The organism is Shewanella holmiensis, assembly GCF_025370255.1.
Taxonomy (GTDB): domain Bacteria; phylum Pseudomonadota; class Gammaproteobacteria; order Enterobacterales; family Shewanellaceae; genus Shewanella; species Shewanella holmiensis.
This window is the reverse complement of sequence record NZ_JAMTCD010000032.1, coordinates 21,876-38,868: the sequence shown is the minus strand read 5'-3', so window position 1 is coordinate 38,868 and position 16,993 is coordinate 21,876. Positions and strand designations below refer to the sequence as shown.

Here is a 16,993-nt window from a genome sequence, read left to right as displayed (position 1 = left end):
AGCGCTTAAATAGTGTTGAACTCAAAAGAAGCGACGTTTGAAAGATAACGTTCATCAGCTTTCCGAATTATTATTTAATGTCGAATGACGTTAGATAAACAAAATTTGTCTGGAAACCATAGAGCTGTGGTCCCACCTGATCCCATTCCGAACTCAGAAGTGAAACACAGTATCGCCGATGGTAGTGTGGGGTCTCCCCATGTGAGAGTAGGTCATTTCCAGGCGCCTAATACGCTTGAAAGAGCACGTCTCCTAGCCATGACACGCTAGCGACGATAAAAGAATTTAGTATTTTGCGTAAGCAACTTACTAAAGGAGCGGTAGTTCAGTTGGTTAGAATACCGGCCTGTCACGCCGGGGGTCGCGGGTTCGAGTCCCGTCCGCTCCGCCAACTTTAGATGAAAGCCCTAGCAGCAATGCTAGGGCTTTTTTCGTTTGCTGAGTCATAAAATTTAAGCTCGAGTTTAATTTTTTGAGTGTTTACCTACCACATATCTATTTTAACCATATTTTCTCATATCATTTTCTATTCAATCAATCTCTAGAAGTACCTAAACTTCGCCCGCAATTTGCGTAATGCAGTTTTATGACTGATTAAATTTAATGTAAATCAGGCAAGAATTATTATAAAAACGTGTTTAAAAACATTAGCTTTGGGTTATGTTTTTACCTTTGTATAAGCAACTATTTCTTTACTTGTTCATAACTTTACCGCTAGCATAAGGGATGTTTTACTCGTTTGGATTTGCATTGTTTACCTTTCGAAATGTTTCTCTGGTTTTTATCATTCCATTTTGTATTCTGTCTATACACCTAGCAATGGTATTTGGAGGGTATTTTTACGAGTCAACGGATCTAAAGCAGCAACTTGCACAGGATGAGACTGAGCAGCTAAAGAAAGATTTATTTCGAATGCGGCATGTCGTTGAGTCTTCTATTCAAAATCAGGACTTTAATCGTATTGAGCAAGAAGTAGCCTTAACGTCTACTGATTTAAATATGATGGTCTATGTTATTTTAGATCCAAGTCGAACTATTCATTTTGCTAATCATATTATCTGGCGTGATAGTGATGCCAGTAATGTATTAGAAGGTTACTCTAATAGTATTCACCAAAGTGTTGTTCAATCTAATAAACCCTATCTTTTTGTTAATTTTGATAGGCTCTCCATTCAAGCTTATTACCCTATTACTGATACTAATCGTTTTAGCTATGCACAATCTGTTGAGCTTATTTACGTTGAGTACAATATTTCTGATCTCATATCCCATAGCTCAGATGCGCTTTTATCGAGAACGATACACGTTTGGAGTCTTGGAACATTATTGTTGTTGGCTTTTTGTTTGCTACTGTATTGGATATGGATTTATCCGTTATCTCGTTTAAGTTTGGCTGCAAAAAATATTGAGCTAGCGGATTTTCAAGAAGGTATCAGTTGTTACGCGTCTGAAGTCGTAACGCTGAGGGATTATCTGGTTCAGGTGAGCGGAAAAATTAGACGCAATCAGAAAAGATTGAATGATGCTGAACAACGTTGGCTTTTTTCTGTTGAGGCTTCACGCAATGGTATTTGGGATTGGAACCTGACAACAGGCGACGTATATGTTTCGGATCGTTGGAAAGAGATGATTGGTTATCAAGCTTATGAACTTGATAATGATTATTCAGTGTGGGAATCAAGGCTACATCGTGAAGAAAAGACGGATGTCCTGAATACTCTGCAAAAGTATATTGATGGGCATTCTAACGAGTATGAGAGCGTTCATCGTCTTCGACATAAAGATGGCAAATATATCTGGGTGTTGGACAGAGGTAAAATTGTTGAATGGTCGCCACAGGGTAAACCAATTCGTATCATTGGCACCATAACAGATGTGTCTGGCGATATTAAAAATCAACGAATTGAAATTGATAACCCCCCAGCAAGCCAAACAGCTCTCACTGATTTTATTAATCGTGAAACCTTAGCTGACACGCTTTATGATTTACAGGTTTATAGCCGTAAAGTTGGCCAGTTTTCGGCAATCTTATTAATTAACCTAGATAATTTTAAAGTGTTGAATGAAGCCTTAGGACAAGAGCTAGGTGATCGATTACTTATTAAGATTGCCGCTCGATTGTCTGGTACTTTCTCTTCCGCAGGCTTTGTTGCCCGTTTAGGTTCGGATGAATTTATTCTACTGGCAAAAAGTTTTGGTAATGATATCGATCATGCAAACAAACGTGCTTTAGCGTTGGCGAGTGAAGTTCGCCAATTAATCGGTCGTACTTTTTCAATCGCAGATCAGAATTTATCCATTTCAGCACGTGTGGGTGTAGTTGTATGTGATGGTAGTGAATCACTCGAACCGCAAACATTGTTAGCAAGAGCTGATAATGCGCTGGAGCATGCAAAAGAACCAAAATCAAATGGTTGTTTTATCTATCATCCGCAGCTTGATGATAACCAGATTCAGCCTTTTAAACTCAGCCATGAATTACATGTCGCTCTTGCACAAAATCAACTTAATTTAGTTTATCAACCTGTGGTGGATGGAGGTGGACATATTCTCAGTTTGGAAGTGCTCCCTCGCTGGTATCATCCTCAGCATGGTTTTATTGCACCTCGCAAATTTATTGAAGCTGCTGAGTTATCAGATTTTATATTTGAAATGGAATTATGGATATTAGAACAGGTTTGTCGATTATTAAAGCAATTACAAGTACAAGGGATTGTCGCACCAATAATGTCTTTAAACATATCCTCAAGACATTTTCATCAAGAGCATTTTACCAGCGTTGTGTTAAATCGCATTCATAGCAGTAAAGTTAACCCCGCAAAAATTCAATTTGAATTGAATGAAGATGTATTTTCGGTTAATACCGAGATGGTGAAGAGCAAAATTAAAGAGCTTCAAACCAAAAATATTAATGTCGCTTTAGATAACTTTGGTTCAGGTTTATGTGCTTTACATCAATTACAAGGTATTCAACTATCACAGGTCAAACTTGCAGCCTGTTATGCTGAAGAAAACGCTAGCAATAGCGCAGCACAAATTATGCTATGTGCTTTGGTAGAATTAGCGTCTCGGCTTGATTTTGATGTGATAGCTAAACAAGTTGAAACTAAGAAGCAGTTAAATAACCTGATCCATGCTAAATGCGATGGTTACCAAGGGTATATTTTTAGCCGTCCTTTGAGTGAGGCCGATTTAATACAGTTACTTAAATCTGAGCTGTCTTTGAGTGTAATTTGATAAAGTTTATCGCATAAGTCAGGGCTGCATTTCTCAAGGTGTCACCCTCAATAAATACTTCATGGTAAGCCCCTTCAATCACCACTTTATGACACAAGTTGCTTAAGGCTAGATCTTGGGTGTGATTGGTGACAATCGAGTCCTCACTTGCTTGTAAGATTAGAATTGGTGTTTGCGATTGTTTGGCGAATGTTATGCTTTGCTGTGCAGCGTTAATAGCCTCAATCAACCAGCGGTTTGTGGGAGAACCGAGCTGTATTTCTGGGTGCTTTTTGTACAAGTCACGGTAATGCTCATATCGATGCTTGCTATGAGTTAAGTTGTTACTGATATAAGGGTCTGGTTGATAATCTGCACCACCTAAAACGTAATTACTTGTGACTTTGCCTTCTTGTTTCGATGGGCGAGTTTTATCTAATCGATTGGCTAACCAGAGGACCATTTTTGTATTTAAGGGTAATGAAATGCCGAACATGGGTGCGGACATGACAGCACTATCAAAAATATGAGGCTGACGATTAAGGTAGTGAGCGACAATCGCTCCGCCCATAGAGTGAGCCATTACTGACAATGACAGGTGCTGAGTCGGTAATACTATGTTTTCAATAAAACATGAGAAATCGTCGACATAATCTTCAAACTTATCCACGTACCCCTGATGTGGATTATCGGTTAGCCGATCAGAAAGCCCTTGCCCCCTATGGTCTAAAGCAAACACGCTATAACCTTGCTGATACAAATCGAAAATGAGCTCTTGGTACTTTAAGTATGATTCTACTCTACCATTACTAATTACTATTGCTTGTTTAGCATCAGCTTGCAACACCTGACAAAATGCGTTTTTAACGCCATTGTTGGACTCAAACTCGCTTTGATGTACCTGTTGCCAAAATCGTTGTTGCTCGGGAGTGTTGAGCATCTTCTCTGAAGAAAATTTTTTATAAATCATACTGTCGTAAGTTTAATTCATGGAAGTGAAGTTGATTTCATCATACAGTATTTACCCCGCTAGAACAGCGGGGTAAATATTAAAGATTAGCTTAGTTGCTTCGCAATATAAGCATCTATCATTTGTTCTAAAATAGGCATAGGTACCGATCCATTCTCTAGGATGGCATCGTGAAACTCTCTAATATTAAATTGTTCGCCTAACGCATTTTCAGCTTTTGCTCGTAAACGTTTAATGGTTAATTCACCCACTTTGTAGGATAGTGCTTGTCCAGGCCATGAAATATAACGGTCAATTTCGGTATTAACGTTATGCATAGACAATGCGGTATTGCTCGCCATAAAATCAATAGCTTGCTGGCGAGTCCATCCTTTTGCGTGCATACCCGTATCGACAACTAATCTAGCCGCACGCCACATTTCATAGGTTAATCGACCAAAATTACTGTAGGGGTCTTGGTAGAAACCTGCTTCAAGGCCTAAGTATTCAGCATATAAGCCCCAACCCTCACCAAATGCAGAGATATAGCTATAGCGCCTAAAGTTAGGTAGCTCGGTTAATTCTTTATTTAATGAAATTTGTAGGTGGTGACCCGGCACGGCTTCATGCAATGTCAACGCTTCCATCTCATATAATGGACGTTTATCTAGCGCATAAGTGTTAACCCAATAATAGCCTGGTTGATCGTCTCGGTTGGAACCTGAATACCTACCCGTAGTGTATTTAGGAGCAATTTCGGCTGGCACCGGCGCAATACCATATGGTGTTCTTGGGAGTTTGCCAAAATACTTAGGCAGCATAGCATCGGCCTTTTTAGCGATGTAAGCCGCTTCTTTGAGTAGCTCTTCTGCGGTTTTAGGATAAAACTGCGGGTCGGTACGAAGAAAATGTAAAAACTCTGCAAAGGTGCCTTTAAAGCCTACATCAGCAATGACTTGTTCCATTTCGAGTTTAATTCTAGCGACTTCTTTTAAACCGAGTTGATGGACTTCCTCAGCGCTCATCGGCAAGGTGGTGTAATACTCTACTCTGTTTTGATAGAAATCAGGCCCATCGGGTAATGCTGAAGCTGCAATTTGTTGTCTAGCATTTGGGATGTAATCTTGGGTCATAAAATCGTAAAACGCTGTATACAAGGGCAATACAGTCTCTTCGACTAACAACTTACCTTGTGCTGTCAGTTGTTGTTTTTGTGATTCGGTAAAGTGGGCTGGATATTCAGTAAAAGGTTTAAAGTAGCCACTTTGTTCTGTGGGTACAATAAAGGCGCTAATACTGTCTTCAAAGCCCGTAAGAGTCACTTTTGCTGGAGTGATGCCGCTGGCTAAGCCTTGTTGTAACCAAAAAGTTTGCTGGGCAAAGTAAGTCGGTAGGGCTGATAGTTGTGCAATATAGTGTTGGTAATCAGCTTCATTATTAAATGAAGCCTTGGCTATGCTTGCGATATACGCATGAAAACCACTCTCAGCCGAAATAGGAGTGTAGTGATCTTTATATCGATACATATCAACTTGGTTTTGCAATTGGTCTTGCAAAATTTTGGCATTGATAACATCGTCTTTACTTAACTGAGAGCGGTCTAACTGCTTCAATGAATCGAGTAATTGCTGTGTTTTTATATTTTGTTCAGCCAGTGTTTCGGGAGATAAGTCTGTCAGCTTACCTGCGGCGCTGTTATCTCCAAGGCTTGCCGCTAGTTCTGGTGAGTAAGCCAGTGTTAGCGCCCAACTTTTATCGATAATGGTTTGTAAATCTTGGTCGATGACTTGAGCTGCTTGCGGTTTTGTGGACATGGTCTCTATCGGGGTTGAAGATGCTTTGCCTTTATTGTGAGAGTATTTATAGGCTTCACCCACAGTGGTATTTAGGCTGCAAGCGGTTAAACTGAGGGCGATTAATGAAGGTAAAATAAGCAAACGCATAGTCATTCCTTGTCTCAATATTGTGTTGTGGTCAGTATGCCTGATTTTAGTCTTGAAAACATCGCATCAACGGCATGGGTATATGTAAGCATTTATTGCTCCTATACTGTGCGCTTAATCGTCAGCAGTTGGGCAAAATCATGTTAAACTTAGTTTAATCATACCTGACCAAGTTAATAACAAAATGTGGCAGGATGAGACTATAGGGGTTATATATGATCAATAAATCTATTCCATTGGTTGATTTACATCGCCATTTGGATGGCAATGTTCGCGTTCAAACAATTTGGGAGTTAGGTTTGCAACATGGTATTGCATTACCTGCCGATTCCTTAGAAACCTTGGCGCCTTTTGTACAAATTCAAGGTAAAGAAAATAGCTTAGTTGCTTTTTTAAAGAAACTTGATTGGATGGTGGCTGTTTTAGCTGATTTGGATGCAGTTAAACGTGTCGCATATGAAAACGTGGTTGATGCTAAAGTATCGGGCTTAGATTATGCCGAATTACGTTTTAGTCCATATTACATGGCGATGAACCATAACCTACCGATTGAAGCTGTTGTTGAAGCTGTGATTGATGGTGTGGTTGCTGGCACGAAAGAGCATGATATTAAAATCAACTTAATTGGTATTATGTCGCGCTCATTTGGTCAGGAGAAATGCCGTTTAGAGCTTGAAGGCTTGTTGGCCCATAAAGATAAAATTGTGGCGATTGATTTAGCCGGTGATGAATTAGGATTTCCTGGCGATTTATTCACAGAACACTTCAAACGTGTTCGTGATGCTGGCCTACAGATCACTGCCCATGCAGGAGAAGCTGCAGGTCCTGAAAGCATGTGGCAAGCGATTGAAACATTAGGTGCAACACGTATTGGCCATGGTGTTAATGCTATTCGTGATCCTAAGTTGATGGAATATTTAGCTAAGCATCGTATTGGTATTGAGTCTTGCCCAACCAGTAACCTGCATACCTCGACTATCGCCGATTATGATTCTCATCCCTTTATGCAGTTCTTTAATTCGGGCGTATTAATCGGTTTAAATACCGATGACCCCGGAGTCAGTAACATTGATATCAATCATGAATATCGTGTTGCTAAATCTGAAATGGGTTTGACGGATGATCAATTGTCACAAGTTCAACGCAATGGTGTTGAAATGGCATTTTTGTCTGATAGTGAACGTAAAGCGTTATATGCCTCGAAAGCTTAATGCTTTTTATGGCAATAAAAAAAGCCAGCTTAAGCTGGCTTTTTTATTGCGCGTAGATTAAATCACGCGAGAGAATTGTTGCTGGCGTGCTTTTTGGCGATAATATACATCGAAGCACATACAAATGTTGCGAATTAACAAATGACCCGTTGGACTGACGGTTAAGCGGCGATCGGTAATATCGACTAGCTTATCGTCTAAGAAGGTTTGCAGTAGCTTTAGGTCTTCTGCAAAATAATCTTCAAACACAATATCAAATTTCTGTTCAATTTTGGCCATGTCGAGGTCAAAGTGACAGATAATTTGTTTGATCACCACACGACGAATTTCGTCATCACGATTTAAACTACAACCTTTCCATAAAGCATGACCTTGTTGATCAATTGCTTCATAGTAAGGGCGAATATCTTTTTGATTCTGAGCATAACAATCGCCTATTTGGCTGATTGAAGATACGCCTAACCCAAGCAAGTCACACTCTTCTTGTGTGGTGTAGCCCTGGAAGTTACGGTGTAATTTACCCGCATTTTGTAGTTTGGCGAGTTCATCATCAGGTTTAGCAAAATGATCCATACCAATAAATTGATAACCTGCACCGGTTAAGGATTCAATCGTTTGGTGCAACATATCAAGCTTTTGCTGTGGCGAAGGCATGTCGGCATCTTTAATTTTACGCTGCGCGGCAAAACGAGAGGGCAAGTGCGCGTAATTAAAAACGGATAAGCGGTCTGGAGATAACTCAATAATGCGAGCGATAGTTTGTGCAAACGTTTCAGGGGTTTGTAAAGGTAACCCGTAAATTAAGTCAACGTTAGTCGACACAAAACCAAGCGCTTTTGCTCTGGCGATAAAGTCGAAAATAAACTGTTCGTCCTGTTCACGGTTAACCGCAACTTGAACATCTTTATTGAAATCTTGCACACCAATAGAAACACGATTAAACCCTGCTTCTTTTAGGGTATCAAGCATGCTTAGCTCAATTTCACGTGGATCCACTTCAATTGAATATTCACCTTCTTCAGCAAAGGTAAAGTGTTCTTTAATCAATGCAGTGAGATGCAAAATTTGCTCAGGCTTTAAGAAGGTTGGTGTGCCTCCGCCCCAGTGCATTTGTGTCACGGTATAATGCTTGAATAACGGTGCGCGCTTGATAATTTCAGCGGCTAAATATTCAATATATTGATCTGCTTTATGAGAATGGCGGGTAATGACTTTATTGCAACCACAGTAATAACAAAGCTTTGCACAAAATGGGATATGTACATATAAAGACAATCGGTCGCTTTTGCTGCCTTCGATGGCAGATAACAAATTTTGCTCGGTAAAGCTGTCATCAAATTCTAATGCTGTCGGATAAGACGTATAACGTGGGCCGCTATAGTTATATTTTTCGATCATTGACTGATCCCAACCAATTTGTGTGGGCTGCTCCAAGACGTGTACTCCGATGGTAAATTAGCAATAGACGAATTATGCAGACTAATGCATCAAATAACCTTGATCTAGGTTGTAAATTTGATATTTGAACGTGACCCGCATAGCAATAATGAGTTTTCTTGCGGTTATTTGCTTGATTCTATTTCAAAGTGCTGCCGCCCAAGGTTACGGCCTTTGCCATCGAAGCGTGTTTCATAGAAATCAATTCGGCCGAATGTGTTTTTTAAAATAATCGTGGTTGAGCGTGTACCGTATTGAGGGTGCTGGATGAAAATTGATGATAAATGCCGCTCCCATTCTAATTCCACTCCAGTATTTGGCAGTAAACTATCTTCAGGTTGGCTGGTGTCGCTCATAAGTTGTTGTAATTCATCTACATTGATTTTTTCGGTTTGGGTTATATAAGATTGTAATGCTTGTTGACCGCTGGCCATCTTTGGCCATACATCGTCCATATCGCCATTACATACGGCATGAAAACCAGGGGTTAAGGTTTTAGTTTCTGTGCTGCGACTGTTGAAGCAATGCAGTATGTTGTCATGCTCAAAAATTAGATTGAAGGGATTGTAATTAGCGTGGTGGGTTTGTAGCCATTGTGAGGTGACCGTTGGCAAGGCGGGATTGGCTAATATGCTGCTTAAAGCATTGATCACTAACTCCCCCCGTGAGCGGACACCATCTTGGGTTTCTTGAGTGCGTAAGTTGGTAATTCCTGCAAATTGACCCGCCCGATTTACCCCAAGCCAAGTTCCGCCAGCTTGTAAATCTTTGCCAGCGAGTATTTGGTTTTCTGGTGGCCAAAAGTGTGCAGGCTGAGTCGCTCTATGATGAAATTCATCACGGTTGGCACAAATGATTAATGGATAGCGCGGATGGCTTTCAATCGCAAAAAATAAAATGCACATAAACGAGTCCTATCATTTTGTTAAACCAAGGGTAATGGCTAATCATTAATGATGGTGGTGCGAATGTCCATGGCTTTGTTTGTGATCATGATGATGTTCGGGTTTGAGATTGGTGACCATACGGCTTAGAAACTTCCTTGGCCCCAAACGCAATAAACTGGCACCAAACAGTAAACTGATTATTGCTAAACCTAAAATATTAATCGATTCAGGCAATACCAAAACATAATCAGAAGTCAGTGGTATTAAATCTGCCACGATAAAGGCGCTGACTAATACCCCACCCAGCATTAAACCTTGCTTCCATGTCATTAACTTTAACTGGGCGATATTAATCACCGGAGCGGCTAATAAACTAAAGGCTACGGCAACTTGGTTCCAGCCACTGTAAAAGAGGGCTAAGGCTAAAATGGCCGCCCCTAAATTACAAAAACGCATAGGAATAAATACCAGCAACAGTATTAATACCTGTAATGCAGGATTTTCTAAAGGCACTGAAGGATGGCCAATTAAGTTTGCCAAAATTAAACTTAAGATGATCCAAGGGGCGCTACGATCAACTAAATGGGCAAAACCAAAGCGCCAGGCTGACTCAGGTAATTGCAAATGAGGGTCTGTTAATGAAGTCTTATTCCAAGTCAGTAAGCCAGCGATAACCGCCAAGCCGATAATTTGATACAAGGCAAACCATGGGCCTAACAAGGCTAAAGTAATGATTAGTGCCTCAGGACCTGCAAGGCGTTGCAACCATCGTAACCCTAAATTTTGATGTTGAGGCTGTAAGCCTAATTTGAATCTTAAAGTGGCGAATAAATAACTTAATAATAATACGGGTGAAATAGTTAGCAGCCAGCTGACAAACTGTTCTACCCCATGGGAATGTTCATGATGCTCATGGGCCTGACTACCCGTATCCATCAATAACAAAATGGCCAGTAAGCCTAAACCTAATAAACTGCCTATACCCGCTTGATATTGGTACTTCCCCTGTTTGTCAGTGGTGTGCTCACCATGGGGTTGATGCAATACCACATGTAATATCGAACCTGTGACAAATGCTTGTAAATAGACAGTGTTCTCAATGCTAAGTTGATGCAGCAGTTGCTCACCGGCAAAATACCCGACGGCGGTTAACCCCATCATGGCCACTAAGACAATACCTGCCCAGCGCGCGCCAACCTGTGGTTTAAGCAACCACCAAATAGCCAGGCCAACGGGTAATCGGTGTAAAATCACCCCTAATGCGAGTAAAGGAGAGTTTCCCTGTTGTTGTGATAGCACCATGGCACCACCATCTGTGATGGTGTGTAACAGTAAACCAATAATGCCTAAACTGAGGGTAATATTGTGGGTGATCTCTGAATAGCGATGAAAGATACGCTCACTCGCGGTAGGCCCCCAAAGGCCTAATATGACAAACAGCAGAGTCACAAATCCACCGTGTTCGAGTAGTTCAGGTAAAATATGGATGAGCACTAGCCCGCCTAAAGAGACGAATATAAAACCATCTAATCCTTTTTGCAGGCCACTGCCCGAAGAGAAGTAACGGTAAAATAAAGGACCAAATAATAAGGCAATACAGCTAGCGGCTAAATAGAGCATGGATTCCAAGCATAAATCGACAAAAAACGCTGCAGTATAGCATTTTTGTGCTCCCTTGTAGCTAGCGAGAAAACATAAGATGTGTAAATTTGGCTGGCTTTTATTATCCAAAGGGGCAAATCAGTCATCTTTGTGCTTAATCAGGTGAGAAAAACTAATTCATCTTGTAAGAAATAATACTGTGTCGCCTATCAACCATAAGACCCAGATTAGGTATACAATATGAGTTATTGTTATTGCTAAATAGATCGATTGTAATTTATGGATATTTTTTCTGCTGCTGTGATGCTGTTTTTAATTATGGACCCTCTGGGTAATCTACCCATTTTTGCGTCTATTTTACGTCACATAGATCCTAAAAAACGTCGTCGAGTGCTTATTCGTGAGCTACTGTTTGCCCTAGCCATTATGTTGCTGTTTTTATATGCAGGCGAAGCAATACTTAACTTTTTAAATCTGCGGTCTGAATCTGTCAGTATTGCGGGTGGGATTATCCTATTTCTTATTGCGATAAAAATGATTTTTCCACAGCCTGGTGGTGTCGTCGGGCTAGCTGCAGGAGAAGAGCCTTTTATCGTGCCTATGGCTATTCCATTAATGGCTGGCCCTTCAATTTTAGCAGCTTTGATTTTATTGGCTCATACCGATAGCAGTCGCATGACTGATTGGACGATTGCACTGGTATCTGCTTGGGGGTTGAGCTCCATTATTCTGATGTTTTATAAGGTGTTCACCCGTTTATTAGGAGAAAAAGGCTTAACCGCGGTAGAGCGTTTAATGGGCATGGTTTTGGTGATGATATCTGTACAAATGTTTTTAGATGGCATTTCAAATTACATGAATTCGGTTGCGCAATAACGACAACTAACAGTATCAAAACGTTGTTCAAAGGCAGCTTATCAGGTTGCTTTGTGCCATTTTGTAGGTGCAGCAACAGTGTGGTTTAACACCAGTATTGAGTATATGCATGGTTATTTGGTGACGGTCCCACTAACTTAGTGTAATGGGGATGCCGCAATAAGTGACACCTACCATGCTTCAGGTGACGATGAGGAGCCGAAGGCCGACAATACATTGTTGTTACAGCACACCGTTAGGGTAGTGATTTTACCTACGGCGGTATTTGCCCATATCAATGCCGCCTTAATCTAGGCGGTATTTTTTTATGGTTTCAGCGGCGATAGGTAAAAATATTTCGCTAACAATTAGCTCGGAAGAACCTATATGAAAATAACGACGTCTCCCCCAAAGTGTGTCATCGACAGGTTGAGATAAGCTGGTGGCAAGTTGCGCTAAACGACCGCAGGTTTCAAAAGCGGCGACTTCAATTTTACCCGGTACAATATCAGGGCTGGTAAACAATAATTCGCCTAACGGCCTGTTACCCAAATGAATAAAGTCGTGAAGCGTATTGTCTAATAGCGCCTGAGGAATTAATGTTCTTGCGAAAACCCATGGAATATCATCTAAACTCAGTAGTACTTCACGAACCCAAACAGGCTCTGTTTGTGAAGGAAGTTCGCCCTTTAATGGCGACAATAAGTGCTCACCTAATACTGTTACGCTGAAGTTTGTACAATGTTTTTTTAGCTTTTCAGTCAAACTGCCGTTAGCTAATAGCCAGCTTTTTAGCGGAGTGTGGGGGAGTGTGGCGGCTTTTTCTGGAGAGAACCATTGAATTGATTCACCGTAAGGAAAGCTATTACTGGTCACATTCATCAAAAACTCGTTACAATATACCTAGACCGCATGAGTTTACCATGCTCAACAAGGTTAAATACATAAAAGCGACTATCTGCTTATCAATGAATTCAGGAGAGCATCACACTATGAGAAAATTTGCTTCAGCATGCCTTTTACTGCTGTTCGTGACATTTAATGCCCAAAGTGCTGATGAGGGAGCGGAAGAATATGGTTATTACGGCTTTGAACCTGAAATTGTCACTAACTATATTTCAAATCGTAAAAAGTTAGGCTTTGTGCGAATTAGTGTTGAGCTTATGGTTAAAAATCCGAATGATCTTGTTAGCATCGAACGTCATGACCCACTATTACGTGCCGCAATTGTCGAAATTTTAGGAAACCAAGCCGAAGATAAAATTAAATCATTATCTGGCCGTGAAGAAGTGCGTCGTGAATGCTACGAGATGGTTAATCGTCTTCTAGAAAAAGAGACTGGCCGAGCAATGGTCGTGAATTTACTGTTTACCAAATACCTTTACGATTAATGTCTACAAAATCAGCAAAGCAGGGCTCAAAATGTCCTGCTCCATCAATGGCAAATAAAGCCCAAGTCATCAAGTCGCTTCATCCACGTAATGTGCATAATCATGGCTATGATTTTGAACAGTTAATGCATGTATTGCCCAAATTGTCCCAATTTGTCCGTCCAAATCCCTATGGGAATTTGTCGATTGATTTTGCCTGTGCCGAGGCGGTTAAAACCCTCAATGCTGCATTGCTTAAACTGGACTATCAAATTGAAGGCTGGGACATTCCTCAAGGTTTTTTGTGTCCGCCCATTCCTGGGCGAGTGGATTACCTGCATTACATTGCAGATTTGTTAGCAGTGAAAGGAAAAGTGCCTAAAGGCGCGCGAATTCAAGCATTAGATATAGGCACTGGGGCTAACGGTATTTATCCATTGCTGGGTATTCAATGTTATGGATGGCAATTTATCGCATCGGATATTGACCCACAATCCATTGCTAACGTAGCGACAATTTGCACCAGTAACCCTCAAATTGCCGCAAAGCTTAAATTAGTTCAACAAGTTGATACCAATGCAATATTTACGGGTGTTATTGGCAAGAATGACCGAGTGGATGTCACCATGTGTAACCCACCATTTCATCAGTCTTTAGCTGATGCTATCGCCGGAAATCAAAGAAAACAGACCAATTTAGCGCGAAATCGAGCAAAAAAACATGTTCAACCCCAGCAAACTGGCGCTAATTCGACACTCAACTTCGGTGGTCAAAAAGCCGAGTTGTGGTGTGAAGGTGGTGAAAGGCAGTTCTTAACCAATATGATTAATGAGAGTCGTATTTTTAAGCATCAGGTACTTTGGTTTACTTCGCTGGTATCTAAATCTGAAAATCTTAAACCTTGCTATAATTTGTTGGCCCATTGCGGTGCGGATACGGTTAAAACGATTGAAATGCAGCAAGGTAGCAAGCAAACACGTATTTTAGCGTGGAGTTTTTTAAGCCCCACACTCAGAGAACAATGGACAAAATGTCGACCTTAACCCCCCTGTTTTAATTCAACCCTGTTTTAATTCAACCCTTTTTTGATAGCGCCACTATTTTTGTTTGGCATCATAGCTGATATTTTCAACACCATTGTAAACCAAAAAGTGGCGTCCTTTGGCGCGGGCGATAAGGGTAATTCCTAATTGTTGTGCCAATTCTAAACCCATTTGTGTGACCCCACTGCGAGATAATAGAACCGGAATACCCATTTTTGCCACCTTGATAATCATCTCAGAGGTCAGTCGTCCTGTGGTATAAAAGATTTTATCGCCACCTGTTTGTTGCTCCATCCACATATCGCCAGCTAAGGTATCGACCGCATTATGGCGGCCAACATCTTCTACAAACGCCAGAATTTGATCATCAACACAAATACCACAACCATGCACAGCACCGGCATTTTTGTAAGTGTCGTTATACGCACTGATGTTTTTTAATAAGCTATAAATAACCGATTGTTTTAATTGTGGTGTTGGTAAATGAATTTCATCTAATCCTTGTAAAAAACTGCCGTAAACCGTGCCTTGTCCACACCCCGAGGTAACCGTTTTTTCCGACAGTTTTTCCGTTAAGTCATCGATGTTTTCTTTGGTAATTACCGCGGCAGAATTAACCTCCCAATCAACAATGACCGACTCGAGTAAATGAATGTCGCTGATAAATCCCTGATTTTTTAAATAACCTAATGTAAGTGACTCAGGTTTTGCCCCCAATGTCATTAACGTCACAATGGGTTGCCAGTTTAAATAGACTGTAAGTGGGCGCTCGCAGGCAACAAATTTATCTAATGCTTCACCTTCTTCGTTATAGGCTACTACTGGTAATGTAAGCGGCACTTCCGTTTGGGTTTTAACAAATTTCACCGTTGGTTTTTGAGTCATAAGCAAGATTTACCTTTGGAGTTTTGGGCTGACATTACCGCTATAAAATCATAATGACACGCCAAATACGAACAGCTGCAATGAACTTCTTTAGGCTCAAGAATATCAATTTTTACCTTACCGACATGCAGATGTTTGGTATTGCGTGATCTAGCGCATGTTTTGTTTATCGTCGCTATTCAAACGTGTACTTATGTCCTACTGTTACATGAGCTTTGGACAAATTGTCCCTATGTGTTGAGGCTTTTGCGATCCACCTCAAACTTATCCCTATAAAACATGTTGGCATTATTATTGCTCTACCAAGGGTAACTGTAGGGTATTTACAATTCGATACGCATGTTAGATCAAGTATTGAGTGGTTAAGTGGAATGAAGGTGAAGTACCGCATGCAACATACCGAAAGCGTTTGGCCAATGTATGTCTCGTTAAAACAAGTGACAAAACAAGTAGGCCGCTGGACAACTACAAAGTGGGAAATGGACCAAATGGTTCCCGCTACCGAGCCTATGCCAGAAGGTGCAAGGTTAATTCTATTAGAGCTGCATCGTGATCAACGTGGCAGCTACCGTATCAACCTCGATATGGATAATGCCATGCTGTATATCGTGTGTGATGAATTATCTGATGGTACTTGGGTGCCCGCGATGATCTCAGCAGATCAAAATGTGGGTGCAGGTTGTTTAGAGTCTGATACGCCAGTGTTCAACGTGCTAATGCCCAAAGCGATTGCTTGCTGGATTGAAGCTTTCATAACACGCCATGGTGAAGTTGAGATCAGTGCTCACCGTCGTAAGCATGTTAATCGCCGCACGAATGATGGCCCAAGTGCGAATCGCTCAGGAAAAATGCAATGAGTGGATTATTAAGCCGTTGGAATCAGCGCCGTGAAAATGTTGCCAAAGAAGCCGAGCAACAGGATGCTGAACAACATGAATCTAGTTTAATTAGCCAGACTGAATCGGATGATACCGCTGCATTAATAAGCCAAACTGCAGATGTGGATAGCAAGGTGCAGCAAGATGAGCAAGCTGCAACAGATACGGTGCTGCAGGCGGATGACTTGCCTGATCCAGACTCGATAGAAGTCGGTGGTAGTTTTGCTAGCTTTATGGCTAAAAATGTTGACCCAGCAGCAAAAGCTGCAGCGTTACGCGCGCTGTGGAAACAGCCGCAATACGGGCATATTGATGGGTTACTAGAATATGCGCTTGATTATACTAATCAACCCAAGCTGTCTGCTGAAGTATCAGCCGAGTTAGCAAAAAAAGTATTTAAACACGTTATAGAGAAAGAAGAAGCGCCAGAGGATGAAACACAGGAAACCAATCAGTCTGATGAACTGAATGATTCCAGTGACCATGCCCCAGAAACCGATAGTGTTAGCGCAGAAACTCAAGAGTTAAGCAGTACAGATTTGGAAAATGTCGATGCTAACCAAGCATTAGCCTCAATGGAAGCGCAGCCTGATGAGCTGCAATCCCATTCTTTTACTGGTGATGCGGTAAAAGCGAGCTGATTGTTGGTCGCTAATGATTAGCGGATAGCAATGAATCAATATCGCAAGATATTGCGAGTGGGCAATTAGCTCACTT

The 16,993-nt window shown here is 41.1% G+C and carries 14 protein-coding genes, 1 tRNA gene and 1 rRNA gene; 9 read left to right on the top strand and 7 right to left on the bottom strand.

Features of this window, described 5'->3' with window-relative positions:
* Positions 1–108 precede the first annotated feature (108 nt).
* The 3 genes from rrf (at position 109) to NE535_RS17230 (ending at position 3,237) form a co-directional block, all read left to right on the top strand.
* Positions 109–224 (top strand): 5S ribosomal RNA (gene rrf, locus NE535_RS17240).
* Between the two features lie 90 nt (positions 225–314).
* Positions 315–391: transfer RNA gene (locus tag NE535_RS17235), tRNA-Asp, on the top strand.
* A 359-nt stretch (positions 392–750) separates the two neighbouring features.
* A complete protein-coding gene (locus tag NE535_RS17230) occupies positions 751–3,237 on the top strand; it encodes a putative bifunctional diguanylate cyclase/phosphodiesterase (protein ID WP_261299826.1) in 2,487 nt (828 codons plus the stop codon).
* Here the strand turns inward: NE535_RS17230 and NE535_RS17225 are convergent.
* Positions 3,206–4,186 carry an alpha/beta fold hydrolase gene (locus tag NE535_RS17225; RefSeq protein ID WP_261299825.1) on the bottom strand — a complete coding sequence of 327 codons (981 nt, stop codon included), beginning with the start codon at positions 4,184–4,186 and terminating at the stop codon, positions 3,206–3,208. The genes NE535_RS17230 and NE535_RS17225 overlap by 32 nt on opposite strands.
* 86 nt (positions 4,187–4,272) lie before the next feature.
* The gene (locus tag NE535_RS17220; RefSeq protein WP_261299824.1) at positions 4,273–6,108 is read right to left on the bottom strand and encodes a DUF885 domain-containing protein; all 1,836 of its coding nucleotides are present in this window, start codon (positions 6,106–6,108) and stop codon (positions 4,273–4,275) included.
* Positions 6,109–6,323: 215 nt separating this feature from the next.
* Here NE535_RS17220 and add point away from each other — a divergent pair, with 215 nt between their 5' ends.
* On the top strand, positions 6,324–7,319 hold the full coding sequence (gene add / locus NE535_RS17215; RefSeq protein ID WP_261299823.1) for an adenosine deaminase: 996 nt from the start codon (positions 6,324–6,326) through the stop codon (positions 7,317–7,319).
* Positions 7,320–7,376: 57 nt separating this feature from the next.
* Here add and hemN read toward each other — a convergent pair whose 3' ends face one another.
* The 3 genes from hemN to NE535_RS17200 form a co-directional block, all read right to left on the bottom strand.
* Positions 7,377–8,753: an oxygen-independent coproporphyrinogen III oxidase gene (hemN, locus tag NE535_RS17210; protein ID WP_261299822.1), complete on the bottom strand. Its 1,377-nt coding sequence runs from the start codon at positions 8,751–8,753 to the stop codon at positions 7,377–7,379.
* A gap of 128 nt (positions 8,754–8,881) precedes the next feature.
* Positions 8,882–9,661, bottom strand: a complete 780-nt coding sequence (locus NE535_RS17205) for an NRDE family protein (RefSeq protein ID WP_261299821.1) — start codon at positions 9,659–9,661, stop codon at positions 8,882–8,884.
* A gap of 45 nt (positions 9,662–9,706) precedes the next feature.
* The gene (locus tag NE535_RS17200) at positions 9,707–11,263 is read right to left on the bottom strand and encodes a metal transporter (protein WP_261299828.1); all 1,557 of its coding nucleotides are present in this window, start codon (positions 11,261–11,263) and stop codon (positions 9,707–9,709) included.
* Between the two features lie 261 nt (positions 11,264–11,524).
* Between NE535_RS17200 and NE535_RS17195 the strand changes: the two genes are divergently transcribed.
* Positions 11,525–12,121: a YhgN family NAAT transporter gene (locus NE535_RS17195; protein WP_261299820.1), complete on the top strand. Its 597-nt coding sequence runs from the start codon at positions 11,525–11,527 to the stop codon at positions 12,119–12,121.
* A gap of 285 nt (positions 12,122–12,406) precedes the next feature.
* Here NE535_RS17195 and NE535_RS17190 read toward each other — a convergent pair whose 3' ends face one another.
* Positions 12,407–12,982, bottom strand: a complete 576-nt coding sequence (locus tag NE535_RS17190) for a chorismate--pyruvate lyase family protein (protein WP_261299819.1) — start codon at positions 12,980–12,982, stop codon at positions 12,407–12,409.
* A 110-nt stretch (positions 12,983–13,092) separates the two neighbouring features.
* On the opposite strand from NE535_RS17190, the gene NE535_RS17185 reads away from it, so the two are divergent.
* Positions 13,093–13,491: a flagellar basal body-associated protein FliL gene (locus NE535_RS17185; protein WP_261299818.1), complete on the top strand. Its 399-nt coding sequence runs from the start codon at positions 13,093–13,095 to the stop codon at positions 13,489–13,491.
* Positions 13,491–14,513, top strand: coding sequence for a 23S rRNA (adenine(1618)-N(6))-methyltransferase RlmF (rlmF, locus tag NE535_RS17180; protein WP_371931176.1), 1,023 nt, complete (start codon positions 13,491–13,493; stop codon positions 14,511–14,513). The genes NE535_RS17185 and rlmF overlap by 1 nt, the downstream gene beginning before the upstream one ends.
* A 54-nt stretch (positions 14,514–14,567) precedes the next feature.
* Here the strand turns inward: rlmF and NE535_RS17175 are convergent, their stop codons facing one another.
* Positions 14,568–15,398, bottom strand: coding sequence for a formate dehydrogenase accessory sulfurtransferase FdhD (locus tag NE535_RS17175; protein WP_261299817.1), 831 nt, complete (start codon positions 15,396–15,398; stop codon positions 14,568–14,570).
* Positions 15,399–15,787: 389 nt separating this feature from the next.
* Between NE535_RS17175 and NE535_RS17170 the strand changes: the two genes are divergently transcribed.
* Positions 15,788–16,255, top strand: coding sequence for a DUF3305 domain-containing protein (locus NE535_RS17170; RefSeq protein ID WP_261299816.1), 468 nt, complete (start codon positions 15,788–15,790; stop codon positions 16,253–16,255).
* A complete protein-coding gene (locus tag NE535_RS17165; protein WP_261299815.1) occupies positions 16,252–16,917 on the top strand; it encodes a DUF3306 domain-containing protein in 666 nt (221 codons plus the stop codon). Before NE535_RS17170 ends, NE535_RS17165 begins: the two co-directional genes overlap by 4 nt.
* Positions 16,918–16,993 lie beyond the last annotated feature (76 nt).